General features: G+C 68.0%; 18 protein-coding genes. 10 read left to right on the top strand and 8 right to left on the bottom strand.

Going from position 1 to position 16,846, the window contains the following annotated elements:
- The first annotated feature begins 92 nt into the window (after window positions 1–92).
- The 5 genes from AC06FA_RS04365 to AC06FA_RS04345 all read left to right on the top strand — a co-directional run bounded on the left by AC06FA_RS04365 (window position 93) and on the right by AC06FA_RS04345 (window position 4,227).
- Entirely contained in the window at window positions 93–560 is a 468-nt protein-coding gene (locus AC06FA_RS04365) for a DUF2975 domain-containing protein (protein ID WP_478067335.1), read from the top strand.
- Window positions 561–573: 13 nt separating this feature from the next.
- Entirely contained in the window at window positions 574–798 is a 225-nt protein-coding gene (locus AC06FA_RS04360) for a helix-turn-helix domain-containing protein (protein WP_108748883.1), read from the top strand.
- A gap of 43 nt (window positions 799–841) precedes the next feature.
- Window positions 842–2,371 carry a TerC family protein gene (locus AC06FA_RS04355; RefSeq protein ID WP_478067267.1) on the top strand — a complete coding sequence of 510 codons (1,530 nt, stop codon included), beginning with the start codon at window positions 842–844 and terminating at the stop codon, window positions 2,369–2,371.
- A 129-nt stretch (window positions 2,372–2,500) separates the two neighbouring features.
- Window positions 2,501–3,664: a metallophosphoesterase gene (locus tag AC06FA_RS04350; RefSeq protein WP_478067334.1), complete on the top strand. Its 1,164-nt coding sequence runs from the start codon at window positions 2,501–2,503 to the stop codon at window positions 3,662–3,664.
- 137 nt (window positions 3,665–3,801) lie between these two features.
- Window positions 3,802–4,227: a hypothetical protein gene (locus AC06FA_RS04345; RefSeq protein ID WP_478067266.1), complete on the top strand. Its 426-nt coding sequence runs from the start codon at window positions 3,802–3,804 to the stop codon at window positions 4,225–4,227.
- A gap of 11 nt (window positions 4,228–4,238) precedes the next feature.
- On the opposite strand, the gene AC06FA_RS04340 is transcribed toward AC06FA_RS04345, so the two are convergent.
- From AC06FA_RS04340 to AC06FA_RS04320, 5 genes are all read right to left on the bottom strand, one after another.
- On the bottom strand, window positions 4,239–4,874 hold the full coding sequence (locus AC06FA_RS04340) for a ferric reductase-like transmembrane domain-containing protein (RefSeq protein WP_478067265.1): 636 nt from the start codon (window positions 4,872–4,874) through the stop codon (window positions 4,239–4,241).
- A gap of 52 nt (window positions 4,875–4,926) precedes the next feature.
- Entirely contained in the window at window positions 4,927–5,661 is a 735-nt protein-coding gene (locus AC06FA_RS04335) for an HvfC family RiPP maturation protein (RefSeq protein ID WP_478067264.1), read from the bottom strand.
- Window positions 5,654–6,499, bottom strand: a complete 846-nt coding sequence (locus AC06FA_RS04330) for an HvfB family MNIO-type RiPP peptide maturase (RefSeq protein WP_478067263.1) — start codon at window positions 6,497–6,499, stop codon at window positions 5,654–5,656. The genes AC06FA_RS04335 and AC06FA_RS04330 overlap by 8 nt, the downstream gene beginning before the upstream one ends.
- A gap of 54 nt (window positions 6,500–6,553) precedes the next feature.
- Window positions 6,554–7,030, bottom strand: a complete 477-nt coding sequence (locus AC06FA_RS04325; protein WP_478067262.1) for an HvfA family oxazolone/thioamide-modified RiPP metallophore — start codon at window positions 7,028–7,030, stop codon at window positions 6,554–6,556.
- 94 nt (window positions 7,031–7,124) lie between these two features.
- Window positions 7,125–7,766 carry an HvfX family Cu-binding RiPP maturation protein gene (locus tag AC06FA_RS04320; protein WP_478067261.1) on the bottom strand — a complete coding sequence of 214 codons (642 nt, stop codon included), beginning with the start codon at window positions 7,764–7,766 and terminating at the stop codon, window positions 7,125–7,127.
- 340 nt (window positions 7,767–8,106) lie between these two features.
- Between AC06FA_RS04320 and AC06FA_RS04315 the strand changes: the two genes are divergently transcribed.
- The 5 genes from AC06FA_RS04315 to AC06FA_RS04295 all read left to right on the top strand — a co-directional run bounded on the left by AC06FA_RS04315 (window position 8,107) and on the right by AC06FA_RS04295 (window position 12,968).
- Window positions 8,107–8,901: an alpha/beta fold hydrolase gene (locus AC06FA_RS04315; RefSeq protein WP_478067260.1), complete on the top strand. Its 795-nt coding sequence runs from the start codon at window positions 8,107–8,109 to the stop codon at window positions 8,899–8,901.
- 3 nt (window positions 8,902–8,904) lie between these two features.
- Window positions 8,905–9,450, top strand: a complete 546-nt coding sequence (locus AC06FA_RS04310) for a redoxin family protein (protein ID WP_478067259.1) — start codon at window positions 8,905–8,907, stop codon at window positions 9,448–9,450.
- Window positions 9,451–9,505: 55 nt separating this feature from the next.
- Window positions 9,506–10,246, top strand: a complete 741-nt coding sequence (locus tag AC06FA_RS04305; RefSeq protein WP_343652780.1) for a response regulator — start codon at window positions 9,506–9,508, stop codon at window positions 10,244–10,246.
- Window positions 10,243–11,556: a sensor histidine kinase gene (locus tag AC06FA_RS04300; RefSeq protein ID WP_478067257.1), complete on the top strand. Its 1,314-nt coding sequence runs from the start codon at window positions 10,243–10,245 to the stop codon at window positions 11,554–11,556. The genes AC06FA_RS04305 and AC06FA_RS04300 overlap by 4 nt, the downstream gene beginning before the upstream one ends.
- Before the next feature lie 143 nt (window positions 11,557–11,699).
- Window positions 11,700–12,968: an MFS transporter gene (locus tag AC06FA_RS04295; RefSeq protein WP_478067256.1), complete on the top strand. Its 1,269-nt coding sequence runs from the start codon at window positions 11,700–11,702 to the stop codon at window positions 12,966–12,968.
- A gap of 4 nt (window positions 12,969–12,972) precedes the next feature.
- Here AC06FA_RS04295 and AC06FA_RS04290 read toward each other — a convergent pair whose 3' ends face one another.
- The 3 genes from AC06FA_RS04290 to AC06FA_RS04280 all read right to left on the bottom strand — a co-directional run bounded on the left by AC06FA_RS04290 (window position 12,973) and on the right by AC06FA_RS04280 (window position 16,822).
- Window positions 12,973–13,920, bottom strand: a complete 948-nt coding sequence (locus AC06FA_RS04290; RefSeq protein ID WP_478067255.1) for a nucleoside hydrolase — start codon at window positions 13,918–13,920, stop codon at window positions 12,973–12,975.
- Between the two features lie 278 nt (window positions 13,921–14,198).
- Window positions 14,199–14,918, bottom strand: a complete 720-nt coding sequence (locus tag AC06FA_RS04285) for a GntR family transcriptional regulator (RefSeq protein ID WP_478067254.1) — start codon at window positions 14,916–14,918, stop codon at window positions 14,199–14,201.
- A gap of 536 nt (window positions 14,919–15,454) precedes the next feature.
- Entirely contained in the window at window positions 15,455–16,822 is a 1,368-nt protein-coding gene (locus AC06FA_RS04280) for an SLC13 family permease (RefSeq protein ID WP_478067253.1), read from the bottom strand.
- Window positions 16,823–16,846: the final 24 nt, after the last annotated feature.

Here is a 16,846-nt window from a genome sequence, read left to right as displayed (position 1 = left end):
CCGGAGGCTGCTTGACCGCTCGTTCTGCCCGCGCCCGACCCGCGCGCGGTGTGTTCACCCTGGCCCAGACCGCCGTGCAGGCGGTGCGGGCGATGTGCTGGCTGGGCATCCTGGCCGCGCTGCTGGCCGTGCCGCTGGTGGCCTACGACCGCCGCTGGCTGATGGATACCGTGCACGACGCCACTGCCGCCGCCCTGCATGGCAACGACCTGTTCCTGCATTTCTGCCTGGGCCTGGCCACCATCGTCGCCCTGCTGGTGCTGTGCCTGGTGTTCCTGCGCCACCTGGCGCGCCTGCTGCGCTCGGCCGCCCGTGAGCGCCCGTTCAACCACGCCAACGCGCTGCGCCTGCAACGCATGGCGTGGCTGATGCTGGCCATGGAAACCCTGTCGATCATCATCGGCGTCTACGCCAGCTGGATGGGGCCGGATTTCGCCTGGATGGAAGTAGGCGGTGGCATGTCCATCACCGGCCTGCTGGCGGTGCTGATGCTGTTCGTGCTGGCGCGCGTGTTCGCCGTGGGTGCGGCCATGCGCGAAGACCTGGACAGCGTGATCTGATGGGCGCGCACTGATGGCGATCATCATCACCCTGGACCGCATGCTGCAGGCGCGTGGCATGACCCTGTCCGAGCTGGCCGGGCGCATCGACATCACCCTGGCCAACCTGTCCATCCTGAAGACCGGCAAGGCCCGCGCCATCCGCTTTTCCACCCTGGATGCGATCTGCCGCGAACTGCAGTGCACGCCGGGTGACCTGCTGGGGCACGACCCCAGCCAGGCCCAGCAGGACGACTGAGCGCTGATGTTTCTTCCCCTACTACTGAACAGACGGAACTGAAATGGAATGGTTGGCTGACCCCTCGATCTGGATGGGCCTTGCAACCCTGATCGTGCTGGAAATCGTGCTGGGCATCGACAACCTGGTGTTCATCGCGATCCTGGCCGACAAGCTGCCCCCGCACCAGCGCGACCGCGCACGGGTGATCGGCCTGGCCCTGGCCCTGCTGATGCGCCTGGTGCTGCTGGCGGCACTGTCGTGGATCATGAAGCTGACCGAGCCGCTGCTGGTGCTGTTCGAGCACAGCTTCTCCGGGCGTGACCTGATCCTGCTCGGCGGTGGCCTGTTCCTGCTGTTCAAGGGCACCATGGAACTGCACGAACGGCTGGAAGGCCGCCAGCACCAGGACGACGGCAAGAAGGTTTACGCCAGTTTCGCCATGGTGGTGGCGCAGATCGTGGTGCTCGATGCGGTGTTCTCGCTCGATTCGGTGATCACCGCCGTCGGCATGGTCGACAACCTGGGCGTGATGTACGCCGCGGTGACCATCGCCATGGCGCTGATGCTGCTGGCCAGCAAGCCGCTCACCCGCTTCGTCAACAAGCACCCGACGGTGGTGGTGCTGTGCCTGGGCTTCCTGCTGATGATCGGCTTCAGCCTGGTGGCCGAAGGCCTGGGCTACAAGATTCCGAAGGGCTATCTGTACGCGGCCATCGCGTTCTCGATCCTGGTGGAGGCCTTCAACCAGTGGGTGCGTTTCAACCGTGAGCGCAACGAGCGCCGCCAACCGTTCCGCCAGCGCACCGCCGACGCCGTGCTGCGCATGCTGGGCGCGCGACCGGCCAATGGCCACGACGATGGCCACGGCGAGGAAGCACATGCAGACGAGGAGCGCCTGCAGCCGGCAGAGCACGAAATGATCCGCAGTGTGCTGGGCCTGGCCGATCGCCCGGTATCCAGCGTGATGACCGTGCGTGCCGACGTGCAGTGGATCGACCTGGCCCGTGGCCACGAGGATGTGGTGGCGCGCCTGGTGGCGTCGCCGCATACACGACTGCTGGTGGGTGAGGGCGACCTGGACAGCCTGCGGGGCGTGGTGCAGAGCCGCGACCTGCTGGCCGACCTGCTGCAGGGCCGGCCGTTGCAGCTGGAAAGCAACCTGCGCGCGCCGCAGTACGTGCTGTCCAGCGCCAGCGCATTGCAGGCGCTGGAGCTGATCCGCCAGCACCCGGTGCCGCTGGCGGTGGCGGTGGATGAGTACGGCAGCGTGGAAGGACTGGTGACCGCCAATGATCTGCTGGCGGCCATTGCCGGCGATCTGGCCGATACCCAGGACGAGCGCTACGGCGTGGTGGCGCAGGGCGAGGACGAATGGGAGGCCGATGGCGCGCTGACCGTGGATGACCTGCAGCGCCTGACCGGCGCGGCGCTGCCGCGCAGCGCCGACTACATGACCATTTCCGGCCTGGTGCTGGACCAGTTGGGGCGCCTGCCCGACGTGGGCGACAGCGTGGACGTGGCCGGTTTCCGCATCACCGTGCTGGCCATGGAAACCCGCCGCATCGCCCGCCTGCGCGTGCAGCGGCTGTAGAGTCGAGCTTGCTCGACTGCGTCTTTGTAGAGTCGAGCTTGCTCGACTGCTTTTCGCAGGGCGGTCGAGCAAGCGCGGCGCTACCTTTTGCAACCTGGGTCGGTCACCATGGCCGCCCCCACGTTCTGGATTCACGTAGTGCTGAGTACTGTTGGATTGTTGATGGGCCTGTACGTGGCCTGGCGCTTGTTCTGGCCGCTGCGGCTGCCGCTGTGGGCCAAGGCGCTGTTGTCCCTGCTGCTGGTGGCGCTGGCGGTGCAGCTGCGCATTGTCGCCACCTTCTGGGGCACGATGGCCTCGCCGGAGATTCCCAAGCTGGCCATCGCCGTGCTGGCCACGGGGTCCACCGCCGTGCTGCTGCTGGCCCTGGCCCTGCTGGTGATGGATGCGGGCCTGCTGCTGTCGCGTGCATTGCGCTGGCCACGGGCGGTGGTGGCGCTGCGCGCGCGCATGCTGCGGCCGCTGGCGGCCGGCTTGGCCCTGCTGCTCAGCGGTTACGGTGTCAGCCAGGGCATGGCGGTACCGAAAGTGCGGCAGATCGAAGTGAACATTGCCGGCCTGCCGGCTGCCTTCGACGGTTACCGCGTACTGCAGCTTACCGACATCCACGCCAGCCGCCTGCTGACCGGCGACTGGGTACGCCAGGTCGTGGCCGAAAGCAATGCGCTGAAGCCGGACCTGATCGTGATCACCGGCGACCTGATCGATGGCACGGTGGCGGCGCGTCGCCATGATTTCCAGCCGCTGGGCGAGCTGCAGGCGCCGGACGGGGTGATCGCCATCACCGGCAACCATGAGTACTACGCGCAGTACCGCGAATGGATGCAGGCGTTCCGCGCGCTGCACATGCAGGTGCTGGAGAACAGCCATACCCAGGTGCGACGCGGCGATGCAGCGCTGACCATCGCCGGTGTCACCGATCCCGTGGCGGCGCGCTATGGCCTGCCGCTTCCGGATCTGGACGCAGCCCTGGCCGGCGCCGACCCGGCGGCGCCGGTGATCCTGCTCGACCATCGCCCGCGCAACGCGCGCGAAGCGTCCGAGCGCGGCGTGGCACTGCAGCTGTCCGGGCATACCCATGGTGGCCAGATCATCGGCATGAACCAGCTGGTGAAGCGCGCCAATGGTGGTTACGTGTCCGGGCGTTACGCGGTGAACGACATGACCCTGTACGTCAGCAACGGCGCCGGCCTGTGGGCGGGCTTCCCTGCGCGCATCGGCGTACCCTCGGAGATCACCCTGATCACCCTGCGCAAGGGGGCGGATCCCTTGGCCAAAGGCCAAGGGCTCTGACCCCAGAGCCAGACTTCCCGGGGTCGGATCCCTTGGCAAGGCCAAGGGCTCTGACCCCAGAGCCAGACAACCCCGGGGTCGGATCCCTTGGCAACGCCAAGGGCTCTGACCCCAAGGACCCGCACACCCCCGCACCCATGGCTCACCCCCGCGCCCCGCTGGAACGCTTGATCCGCGCCAACGCCGATGAAATCAACCGGCTGCAGCGTCTGATCCGCGAGACGGCCGCCGTGCGCTGGCGCGGCCCGGAAGAGAAGCAGCGCCACGCCGATGCCTGTGCGCAGTTCCACCAGCGCTACGCGACGCTGGCTTTTCCCGGTGGCTATCCGCACGCCCTGCAGCAGTTGGCCGCGCACGATCCGAACATCGTCGATGCGGTGCTGACCTTCCTGGAAGTGCGCCCTTACTTCTTCCGTTCCGGCTACATGTGGAAGACCCTGTACAAGCGCGTGCAGCGGGTGCCCATGGGGGTGAAGCAACGGGCGCGCACGCAGGCAATCGTGGCCGCGTACAAGGCCTATCGCGAGGGGTCAGATCCCTTTGCCACCTGCAAAGGGCTCTGACCCCCAGTCCGTCACGCCGCCCGCAACGGGCGCGCACGCACACTGCGCTTCAGTGACTCTGCCCGCTTGGCGATCGCGCGCACCACGAAGGCGGTGAACAGCAGCGCCGACGGCACCGCGTACCAGAAGTTGGCCGGCACCCGATTGAAGTACGAGTAGGTGAACACCGCCGCGATGATCCACATGCCAGTGACGTGCAGGCGCCGCCATGCGGTGGGGCCCATGCGCCGTGCGATGCCGCGGTGCGAGGTGATCGCCAGTGCCAGGATCGCGACGTAGCCCACCGTGCCGGGCAGGTTGGCCAGGGCCGAGCGTGCCGGCCAGAACGCCGGGTTGAGAATGCCGAACGTGGTGATCGCCACGGCATGCAGCAGGTGCGAGAACGCGAACGACAGGCCGATGATGCGGCGCTCGCGCAGCAGGAACTGCGTGGTCGGCCCAGGCAGCAGGCTGGCGAACGAGGACGCGGTGAACGCGGCCAGGAACAACAGGAACGAGGTGCGCGCGGTCACCCGGATGGCGGCGCGGCTGCCTTCCACCACGTCGGGTTGCAGGGCGAAGGCGGCCAATGCGAAGGCGATCAGCACCACGGCGATGGCCACGAACAGGCGCCAGCCGTGCAGGAAGGAGGGGGGTGAAGCAGCCATGGTCAGACCTCGAAGACGGAAGAAGGAAGGGGGCGGCCATCGGCCGCAGGTTTCAGCAGCTGCGTGTTGCGACCAGCACGCCGGTGGCGCAGAGCTCGGCCAGCAGCGGTGCGGTGGCGGCCTGCAGTTCGCCGGGATCCACGCCGTGATGTGCTGCCAGCGCCTGCAGGGTGTCGTCCACGCGGGCACCGTCGTGGCCCAGCGCCGTCAGCAGCGCATAGGCCAGCGGTGCCAGCACCTGCAGGTGCACGCTGAAATCGGCGTGGCGATGCAGCACCAGCAGCGTTGGCATTGCGCCGGGCTGCGCGGCGAGTGCTTCGTCCAGGTGCACCGGCCAGTGGTAGCCCAGCACGCGAACGTGCGCTGACAGCGCCAGCGCATCCGCGGCCACTGCGGCACGCGGCAATGGCTGCCCCGCTTCGCGCGCCTCGATATGCAGCGCCTGCTGCGTGCTTTCGTAGTGCGCCAGTTCGGCGGCCCAGCCCGGCAGCACGAGGCTGTCCTGTACGGCCAGCCACGCTGCGAACTCGCTGGCGATCTGCGGGAACAACGGGGTATGGCAGGCATGGCGCGCGTAGTAGTGCTCGACCGTGCTGCGCCAGTGGCCTGCGCCCAGCTGTTGCTGCAGGCGTGGCAGGCTGCCGCCCAGCAGGCTGTCCAGGCTGTCGATGCACAGGCGCCGATACACCGCCAGCCGCCGCGCGTCGATGCCCTCGGGGGCCGGCATCGACGGGTCGCGCACATGCTCGGCCCAGCGCTGCTGCAGGGTGGCCAGTGCATCAGCCATGGGCCACCTCGGGGTGCAGCACATCGCGCTGCGCCTGGCGGATCTGTTCCACTTCGGCCAACAGCTCGGCCAGCGGCGGGAAATTGAAGTCGCGTTCCAGCAGGGTGGGGTGCACGCCAACACGCGCATACGCCTCGCGCAGCAACGCCCAGACCACCCCCTTCACCGGTGCGCCATGGGTGTCGATCTTGAACCCGTCGTCTTCGTCGAAGTGCCCGGCCACATGCAGCGATGCGACGCGATGGGCAGGCACGCGGGCTAGGAAATCGAAGGCGTCATAGCCGTTGTTGCAGGCGTTGACGAAGACATTGTTCACGTCCAGCAGCAGGTCGCAGTCGGCTTCGGCGAGCACGGCATTGATGAAGTCGATCTCGCTCATGTCCGCGCCTGGCACGGCGTAATAGGAAATGTTCTCCACCGCGATGCGCCGGCCCAGCATGTCCTGCACCTGGGTGATGCGGCCGGCCACGTGCTGTACCGCTTCGGCCGTGAAGGGCAGCGGCAGCAGGTCGTAGACGTGTCCGCCGGCGGCGCAGTAGCTCAGGTGTTCGCTGTACAGCTGCACCTGGTGCAGATCGAGGAAGGCGCGGGTCTGCGCCAGCAGGGTACGGTCCAGCGGGTCGGGGCCGCCCAGCGACAGCGACAGTCCGTGGCAGGTCAGGCGATGGCGCTCGCTCAGCTGGCGCAGTGCGGCCCCGTGGGCGCCGCCCACACCGATCCAGTTGTCCGGCGAAACTTCGAGGAAATCGAGGGCATCGACGGGCATGGCCAGCAGTTCATCGATCAGGCCGCGGCGCAGGCCAAGACCGGCGCTGGCAGTGGGCAGGGGCGTGTGCATGGGCAGTACTCCAGGCAAGGGCGCCGCCTTTGCGGCGGCGCCGTGGGAACGCAATCAGTCGTTGACGCGGGAGAACAGACCCTTCGGCATCGGCTTGCCGTGGGCGGTGTAGACGCTGCGCAGGTAGTCGTGCGCTTCCTGCTCGCTGATGTAGCCGTCATGGTCGGCGTCGATGCGATCGAACTCGGCAGCGCGCTCGCCGGCCACGGCGTTGAACTCGGCCCGCGACACGCGGCCGTCGTGGTCACGGTCGGTGCGGGCAAACGAGGCATCGCCGCACTTGCCTTCACCGCACTGGCCTTCGGCCACCTTGGCTTTGCCGGCGGGCTTGCTGGTGCTGGCCTTGTTGGCGCCGCACTTGCCTTCACCGCATTTGCCTTCGGCGGCGGCGCTCATCGAGACCGCGCTGATCGCCAACGGTTGGATCGCAGCGGCCTGGCCGGCCAGTAGCAGGCCACCGGCCAGGGCGATGCCAATGGCGCCGATACGCGGCAGGCGGGAGGCGGTGGTGTTCTTGGTCGAGACGGACATGGTGGTGACTCCTTGGGATGGCACGCAGGGCGTGCGGGATGGACGCCGCCTGGGGCGACGGAAGACAAAGGGAAACGGTGTGGTCGCTGTGGAATCAGGCGCTGCGGCGGCGCAGTCCGTAGGCCAGCAGCAGGGCGCCGCCGAGCAGGGCGCCGCCGAAGCCGATGCCGGGCAGCAGCGCGGCGACGGGCAGCAGCAGGGCAATCAGGCTGACGCCCCAGCCCAGACCGTCATCGCCGATCGCGCTGCGTTGCCGGCCCGCCAGCAGCCGGTCCAGGCTGAGCGCGCCGCCACCGTTGAGGATCAGCGGCAGCAGCATCGCCAGGAACAGCAGCGGCAGCTTGAAGTTGCCGTAGCCCTGGTCGGTGATCGCATAGCCCTGCCAGAGTTCGCCCAGGCCATTCCACTGGTCGGGCCAGTGCACTGCGGCGATGGCGACGATGGTCAGTACCCAGAAGATGTAGGCCACCGAACGTGTGGCCAGGCCCAGCAGCAACAGCACCGCGCCAACCAGTTCCAGCCAGGTGGCCAACTGCCAGTTCAGCGATGCCGGCAGGGTGGAGAACGGGAACGGGAAGCGTCCTTCCAGATCGGCGAACCAGTTCTGCCCGCCCAGCTTCTCGCGGCCGGATTCGAAGAATTCCCAGGCCAGCAGTGCACGCAGGGCCAGCGGCGAGAGCCAGTGGCCGACGGCATCCAGGCGGGGGGTGTAGCGCGAAGCGGCGGTGCTGATCATGGAGGTGTCCTGCGGGCCAGTGGTCGATGGAGCCATTTCGAGCCACGCAGGTATCGGCAACGTGTGCCGTTGCCCGGGGTTTTGTCAGCCACTGTGGCTGGGGCAGGGGTTTCGTACAGTCCGATACAAAGACGCCAGTGGCGCGTTCGCCGGGCATGGCCCGGCGCTACCGGGTGGTAAAGGTTCCCCGCACGTACGCGCGAGGATGCCCGGCGGCCGAATGTATCCCACTGTAGGAACCCGCCGCCGCCCTACAGTCCGGTACAACTCGGCCCCGCAGCGAAACAGCGCCGATACACCATCAATCGGAAATGGCCACTCCCAACCCTGGAGTGCTCCCATGATCCGCACCACCCTGCTTGCCGCCGCCCTGGCCGTCGCCGGCGCCGCCACCCCCGCCTTCGCCGCACAGGCCGACGCTGGCGCGCCGCCCACCGTCATCCTGGTCCACGGCGCCTTCGCCGATGGCTCCAGCTGGAACAAGGTCATCACCACGCTGCACGACTGGAAGGTGCCGGCGGTAGCCGTGCAGAACCCGCTGACTTCGCTGGCTGACGATGTGGCCGCGACCCGTCGCGCGATCGATGCTGCGCCCGGCAAGGTGGTGCTGGTCGGCCACAGCTGGGGCGGCACGGTCATCACCGAAGCGGGCAACGACCCCAAGGTGCAGGCGCTGGTGTATGTGGCGGCGTTCGCACCGGACGTGGGCCAGTCATCGGCGCAGCAGGGTGAGGGCTTCCCGGTGGGCCCGGGCCTGACCCGCCTGCAGGACCGCGACGGTTACCTGAGCCTGCCGGCCGATGCCATCGCCCAGGACTTCGCCCCGGATGTCATGAAGAAAACCGCAGCGCTGTTGTACAGCACCCAGGTGCCGCTGAGGGCCAGCGCACTGGGCGAAACCGTGACCACCGCCGCCTGGCGTGGCAAGCCCAGCTGGTACGTGCTCAGTCGCGACGACCGCATGCTGTCGCCGCAGCTGCAGGCCGCCACCGCCAAGCGCATCGGCGCACAGCTGCAGTCGATCGGCAGCAGCCACGTGTCGCTGCTCTCGCACCCGGCGCAGGTGGCCGACACCATCCTGGAAGCGGCCGGGGTGAAGCCGGCCGAGCTGCCGCTGGCCGAGCAGGGGGGCTGAGCGATGGTCACCCTGCGCGCGTATGCGTTGCCGTTGCTGCTGGCCTTGATCGGCGGTGCGGCCTTGCTGCTGGTCTGGCCCAGCCCGCAGGCCGATGCGCAACCGGCCGAACCGGTGGCGGCGGCCGGCTTCGATGGCGGCGGCCCGTGGCACAACAGCCCGCCGCTGCGCCTGGAGCAGTTGCGCGGGCAGGTGGTACTGGTCGAGTTCTGGACCTATGGCTGCAGCAACTGCCTGAACGTGGCGCCGTATGTGCACCAGTGGCACGCACGCTATGCACCGAAGGGCCTGCGCGTGGTGGGCGTGCACACGCCCGAGTTCGCCTATGAAGGAGTGCAGGGCAACGTGCGCCATGCCCTGCGGCGCCTGCACATCACCTGGCCGGTGGTGCAGGACAACCAGTACCGGATCTGGAACGCATGGGGCAACCGCTTCTGGCCGGCGCTGTACCTGGTCGACCGGCAGGGCCGGGTGGTCTACCGGCATTACGGCGAGGGCGACTACGCACGTACCGAAAGCGAGATCCAGCGCCTGCTGGCCAGCCCTTGAGCCGCGCTACCATGGCCGCGCCGCGCGGCCTTTCCCCGTCCTCATCGAGAACGCAATGAACCACGTACCGCACATTCTTGTCGTCGACGATGACAGCGACATCCGCCAGATGCTGGCCGACTATCTGCAGCGCAACGGCCTGCGCGTCAGCCAGGCCGACGGCGGGCGGGCCATGCGCGCGCTGATGGATACCCACGCCGTGGACCTGGTGGTGCTGGACGTGATGATGCCCGGCGAGGACGGCCTGAGCCTGTGCCGCAACCTGCGTGCAGGCAAGCATCGTGCGGTGCCGGTGGTGCTGCTGACCGCGCGCGATGATGAAACCGATCGCATCATCGGCCTGGAAATGGGCGCCGATGATTACGTGACCAAGCCGTTCTCCTCGCGCGAACTGCTGGCGCGCATCAATGCGGTGATCCGCCGCACGCAGATGCTGCCACCGAACCTGCAGGTAACCGAGGCCGGGCGCCAGTTGGCGTTCGGCGAATGGCGGCTGGATACCACCGCGCGCCATCTGCTGGATGCGCAGGACACCGCCTATCCGCTCAGTGGCGCCGAGTTCCGCCTGCTGCGCGTGTTCCTGGACCACGCCAACCGCGTGCTCAGCCGCGACCAGCTGCTCAGCCTCACCCAGGGCCGCGATGCCGAACTGTTCGACCGTTCCATCGACCTGCTGGTCAGCCGCGTGCGCCAGCGCCTGGGCGATGATGCGCGTGAGCCGACCTACATCAAGACGGTGCGCAGCGAAGGCTATGTGTTCAGCGTGCCGGTGCAGTTGCTGGGGCCGCAGGAATGAAGGCCCGCACGCGTCGCCTGCCATGGCCACGCACGTTGTCGGCGCGCTTGCTGCTGCTGTTGCTGGGCGGGCTGACCCTGGCCCATGCGATGTCGTTCGGCCTGCTGTTCTTCGAGCGCTACCAGGCCACCCGCAGCATGATGCTGCGCAACCTGGACGAGGACGTGGCGGTGAGCGTGGCCCTGTTGGAGCACCTGCCGGCCAGTGAGCGCGCGGCCTGGGTGCCGCGCCTGGAACGGCGCACGTATCGCTATCTGCTGCGCCCGGCGGCGGCAGGGCCGGCACTGCAGACCGAGCGTGCACGCCAGGTCACGTCGATCATCGATGACAGCCTGGGACACCAGTACCCCTTGCAGGCGCGGCAGGTCGCACGCCTGCCCGAGCGTTTCGAAGTGGAGCTGACGCTACACGATGGCACGCCCTTGACCATCGAGGTGACGCCCTCGGGGCTGCCGCTGGCGCGCTGGCTGCCGGCGGTGCTGCTGCTGCAGCTGGCCCTGTTGCTGGCGTGCGCGTGGTTGGCGGTGCGCCTGGCCATGAAGCCGCTGGCGCGCCTGTCGCAGGCGGTTGAACAACTGCAGCCCGGCAGTGACGCAGCGCCCTTGGCAGAGGATGGGCCGGCCGAGGTGGGCGCGGCGGCCGCGGCGCTCAATGGCCTGCAGACACGCATCCGTGGCCATGTAAGCGAGCGCCTGCAGATTCTGGCGGCGATCTCGCACGATCTGCAGACGCCCATCACGCGCATGAAGCTGCGGGTGGAAACGCTGCCCGAGGATGCCACCCAGCAGCGCCTGCTGGATGACCTGGACCACCTGGGGCAACTGGTGCGCGAAGGCGTGGCTTACGCACGCAGCAGCCACATGGCCACGGGTGCGCCAGTGGCAATGGATCTGGGCGCCTTCCTGGCCAGTGTGGTGGGCGACTATGAAGACATGGGCAAACCGGTGCGTGGTGGCGCGCCCACCGGCCTGACCGTGCAGACCTGGCCGCAGCCGCTGCGGCGGGTGGTCGGCAATCTGGTGGACAACGCATTGCGCTATGCCGGCAGTGCCGAGATCGAGGCCGGGCGCGATGCCCAGGGTCGGGCGTGGATCAGCGTATCCGACCGCGGCCCGGGCATTCCCGAGGCCGAACTGCAGGCCGTGCTGGCGCCGTTCCATCGGCTGGAACAGTCGCGCAACCGCGATACCGGCGGCACCGGGCTGGGGCTGGCCATTGCCGTGCAGCTGGCGCAGTCGCTGGGCGGTTCGCTGCAGCTGCGCAACCGTGAGGGCGGCGGCCTGCAGGCGCGGCTGCAGCTGCCGGGGTGAAGAGCAGGGGTCAGATCTCTTTGCCACGGCAAAGGGATCTGACCCCAATGGCATCGCGGCCGGGGTCGGATCCCGTTTCCTGCGGAAACGGGATCTGACCCCGGTGAACTACGCCATCACTGCGTGCGTGACACTCTGCGGCCATGACTGCAACGACCGCAACGCGGCAGCGCTCGATGTGGGTGGCGGGCCTGTCCACCGTGGTGGAGTGGTACGACTTCACCCTGTACCTGTACTTCGCCACCGTGCTGTCGCGGGTGTTTTTCGGCGGCGGAGAACAGGCCATGCTGGTCACCCTGGCCGGGTTCGCGGTCTCCTATCTGATGCGTCCGCTGGGCGCGTTGTGCTTCGGCCACCTGGGCGATCGCCTTGGTCGGCGCTGGATGCTGCTGGCCTCGATGGCCCTGATGGCGGCGGCGATGCTGGCCACGGCACTGCTGCCGACCGCAGCGACGGCAGGTACCACTGCCGGTGTCTTGTTGCTGGTGCTGCGTTGCGTGATGGCATTTTCCGTGGGTGGCGAATACACCGGCGTGGTGGCCTACCTGCTGGAAAGCGCACCGGCGCGGCGGCGCGGTCTGGTTACCTCGCTGGCGTCGGCCGCCAGTGAAGTGGGCGCGCTGCTGGCAGTGGCGATCTCCGCGGTGACGGTGGCAGTGCTTACGCCTGCGCAGCTGGATGGCTGGGGCTGGCGCATTCCGTTCTTCGTGGGTGCCGCACTGGCGCTGGTGATCCTGATCGCACGCTCGGGCATGCACGAATCCCCCGAGTTCGAGCGGCAGCGGCGCGAGGGCAGCATTCCGGCCACGCCGCTGCGCCATGTACTTGGCCATCATCGCGGTGCGGTGGCGCGTACCTTCGCGATCTCCGCGCTCGGCTCGATCACCTACTACGTGGGCATCACCTACGTGCCCGCGTTCCTGCACGCGCAGGGCCACGACGAGGGCGATGCGCTGTGGTTGTCCACGGTGGCCGCGGTCGCGGTGATTGCGATCACGCCGCTGTGCGGTGCGCTGTCCGACCGTTTCGGGCGGCGTCCGCTGCTGCTGGTACTCACGGTGCTGGCGGCGCTGCTGCCGCTGTCGATGTTCAGCGCAATGGCGCAGGCCTCGCCGCTGGGCATCGCGCTGGCGGCGGTGGTGCTGGCCTGCGTGGCCGGCGGTGTAAGCGCAGTGGCGGCACCGGCCACGGCCGAGCAGTTTCCCGGCGAGGGCCGGGTGAGCGGGCTGGCGCTGGGGGTGACCATGGCCACGGCGGTGTTCGGCGGGGCGACCCCGTGGCTGGCGCAGTGGTGGGTGGAACGCAGCGGCTGGGCGGCCGCGCCGGGCGCGATGATCGCGCTGGTGGCGGTGCTGGTGCTGCCGGTGCTGTGGACCCTGCCCGAGACCACCCCGGGCAGGGCCAGACGCTAGGCGATCAGACCTTCAGGGTCTGCGCGATATCGTCCAGGACGGCCGCCGCATCCACGCCGATGGCGATCGACTGCAGCACGTGGCCATCCCACACGCTGGGACCGAAGGCCAGGCCTTCCGGCTTGGGAATGGTCATGCCACGGGCGACGCCGTCGGTGGCCACGCGCACGCTGGCACGTTCAAACTGGAACAGCTCCGGGCGGGTCAGCGCGATGCAGGCGCAGCAGTCGTGCACCACCATGCCCTTGTGCCCGGCCTGCAGGTAGAAGTCCACATAGTCCTGCGACAGCGCGCGCACCAGTTCGGCATCGGCACCGCCGATGGCGGCCAGCTGGTCCAGGCCATCACGGTCCATTTCCACGCGGGTAGTGACATCCAGGCCGATGGCGGTCACCGGCCACTGGGCGGTGAACACGATGTCGGCCGCTTCGGCATCGCCCCAGATGTTGGCTTCGGCGGCCGGGGTGATGTTGCCGTTCACGTGGAAGGCGCCGCCCATCAGCACCACGCCGCGCACCAGGCCGGCGATATCCGGTGCCTGCTGCAGGGCCAGGGCCAGGTTGGTCATGCGGCCCACGGCCACCAGGGTCACTTCGCCCGGGTGCGCACGCACCAGATCGATGATCAGCTGGTGCGCCGGGCGCGCATCGGCGGCCACGTCCAGCGTGGCAGGCACCGGATGGTTGCCCAGGCCGTTGTGGCCGTGGATGTGCACTGGCCAGGCTTCCGGGGTGGCCTCGGGCTGCAGCGGGCCGCCCGCGCCGCGCGCGACCGGGGCGGCAAAGCCCCAGGCCTGCTTCAGGTACAGGGCGTTGTGGGTGGTCGATGCCACCGAGGCGTTGCCGAAGGTGGTGGTCACGCCCACCAGGTCGATCTGCGGGTGCTTGTGCAGGTACAGCAGGGCCAGGGCGTCATCCACGCCCGGGTCGGTATCGAAAATGACTTTCAGCATGTTGTTGTTCTTCTTCTTCCGTGTGGTGCAAGGGGGCCGGCGGACCCACGGGGCCGGGCCGGCGCGCCCTACATTGTCCCATCTTCATGACAGGCAGGGCGAACCGGCGACCGCGGGCGGCCCATGGCCGGCATTGGGGCCCTGTAGAGTCGAGCCATGCTCGACTGCTTCCCGCATTTGTAGAGTCGAGCCATGCTCGACTGTCCTGAAAACGCAGTCGAGCATGGCTCGACTCTACAACACCGCGGCCAGCCGCTATCGGCGCGGCCAGAGCGCCGTCAGCCGCCGCCTTCGGTCGGCAGGGGGGCCGGCACGTTCAGCAGCCCACCACTGGCCACGTAGGCGGCCAGTGCCTGGCCCTGGCTCAGCAGGTGGCGCTCCATGGTGCGCTCGGCGGCGGCGGCATCGCGGCTGCGGAAGCATTCCATCAGCTCGCGGTGTTCAGCCAGCGACTGCGCGGTGCGGCCGGGGGCCAGCAACTGGCGTCCACGGTGCATCTTCAGGATGCGGTGCAGGTCGTGGGTGATGCGGATCAGCCACGGATTGCCGGCGTAGTGCTGCACGGTTTCGTGGATCAGGTAGTTGTTGCGGTAATACTCGGCGATGTTCCCTTCGGCGGCGGCCGCTTCCATCGCGGCATGCAGCGCTTCCAGATGCTGCACGCCGGCATCGTCGATGTGCTTGACCGCCTCGTGTGCGCAACGGCCCTCCAGCATCGCCATCACCGGGAACAGCTGGTTCAGGTCTTCCAGGGTAAGCCGGGTGACGCGCGCGCCGCGGCCGGCATCGATCTGCACCAGGCCTTCGGCAGCCAGCAGCTTCAGCGCTTCGCGCAGCGGCGTGCGGCTGATCCCCAGTTCCTCGCACAGCGCCGGCTCGTCGATCCACTCTCCCGGCGGCAGCCGGTAATCGTAGATGCGCTCGCGCACATGCTCGGCCACCTCTTCATACAGAGGTGCGCGCTTCTTCGGTGAACGCGGAGCAGGAGCGATGGCCATGGTGGAAAGTGTACTGCCTCCCTGCGTGGAACCTGTAAACCGGCGAAAACGGTTGGGGAAAACGGCGGGGGAATGGGGCTGGGGAAAACGGATGGGGGACACGGATGGGGGAAACGGATGGGGGAAACGGATGGGGAAAACGGCTGGGGGAAACGGCTGGGGAAAACGGCTGGGAAAACGGCTGAGGAAAACGGCTGGGGAAAACGGCTGGGAAAAACGGCTCGGTAGAGTCGACTGTTAGTCGACTGCTTTCCGCACGGACGCAGGAAAATCCCGCGCTGCGCGCGATAGTCGACTAACAGTCGACTCTACCCAGTCGCCCCCATCAGTGATCCCCATCCGGTGTTCCCCATCAGTGATCCCCATCAGTGATCCCCATCCAGTGATCCCCATCCAGTGATCCCCATCCAGTGGACGCCATCCCGTCGACGCCATCCAGCCGACACCATCCAGCCGACGTTGCCCCACCAGCGGCACCCAACGGCGGCCACCCAGTCGTCAGGGCGCCGGAACGGTCCGGCGCCCTGCGCACTTGCTTACATCCAACCAGGAACCACGAACACCAGCCAGGCCAGCAGCGGGCCGAACACCACCACCAGTCCGCTGTAGACCAGGAAGCGGCGGAACAGGGTTTCGCGTTCTTCCTTCGCGGCCGAGGCCACCACCAGCGCGCCGTTGGTCGAGAACGGGCTGACATCGACGATGGTGGACGACACCGCCAGCGCGCAGATCACGCCCGCCGCACCCAGGTGGCCCTGCATCAGGAACGGCACCGCCAGCGGAATGGTTGCGCCCAGCACCGCGGCCGACGAAGCGAAGGCCGACACGATGCCGCCCACGTAGCAGACCAGCAGCGCGCCCAGCAGCGGAATGCCAATGCTGGAAACCCCGTGGCCGATGAAGTCCACCGCGCCGGCATGTTCCAGCACGCCGATATAGGTCACCACGCCGCAGATCAGCAGCACGGTGGACCAGCTGATGCCATCGACCGCGCCCTTCTGGCTCTGCGGCGACAGCAGCGCCAGCGCCACCGCCACGGTGATCGACACCAGGCCGACGTTGAGGTTGTAGATCAACGCGGCCACGCCCAGGCCCAGCAGGCCGATCAGGGTGAACAGGCGTTCGCGGGTGAAGCCCACGGCTTCCAGCGCCACCGGATCGTTGGACAGCGTGCCACCGCCGGCCGCCACCAGTGCGCCGTGGCCTTCAATGGCGAACTGCCGCGACGAAGCCTGCGGGCCTCCGGCCATCGCCAGTTCCGCCGTAGCCACGCCGCCGGTGGCCGTGATCGAGCCGCGACGCAACAGGGCGATGCCGCCGAACGCCACGAAGCAGATGATCGCCATCATGAAGTTGAAGCCGAGGCTGGTCAGGAAAACCGCCATCTCGGTCACTTCCAGGCCGGCCTTCTGCACCACCCCGTTGGTGATGCTGCCGTACACGCTGATGGGCGAGAAGCCACCGGCCTGCGCGCCATGGATCACCAGCAGGCCCATCATCAACGGGTTGATGTTGTACTGCTTGGCAAAGCGCAGCGCGACCGGGCCGATGATCGCCACGGCAGCCGGGCCCAGTGCACCGAAGGCGGTCAGTACGGCGGTGATGACGAACATCACCCACGGAATGGCCACGATATGCCCGCGCACGGCTTTCACCGCCCAATGCACCAGCAGGTCGATGGTGCCGTTCTTCTGCGCGATCGCGAACAGGTAGGTAATGCCGACCAGGGTCAGGAACAGGTCACCCGGGAAACCGGCAAGTACCTCCTTGCCACCCATGTCGACCCATAGGCCGCCGATGATGAAGGCCAGCGCGAAGGCCACGGCGCCCATGTTGATCGGCATGGCGGTGGCGACGATGAACATGATCACCAGGCCGATGATCGTTGCGATTTGTGGACTCATGCGCCCTCCCAGACACGTGACTCG

The sequence above is a fragment of the Stenotrophomonas sp. Steno-C17 genome (assembly GCF_056393165.1).
The sequence above is the reverse complement of the archived record's forward strand: the minus strand, read 5'-3'. Positions and strand labels throughout refer to the sequence as shown.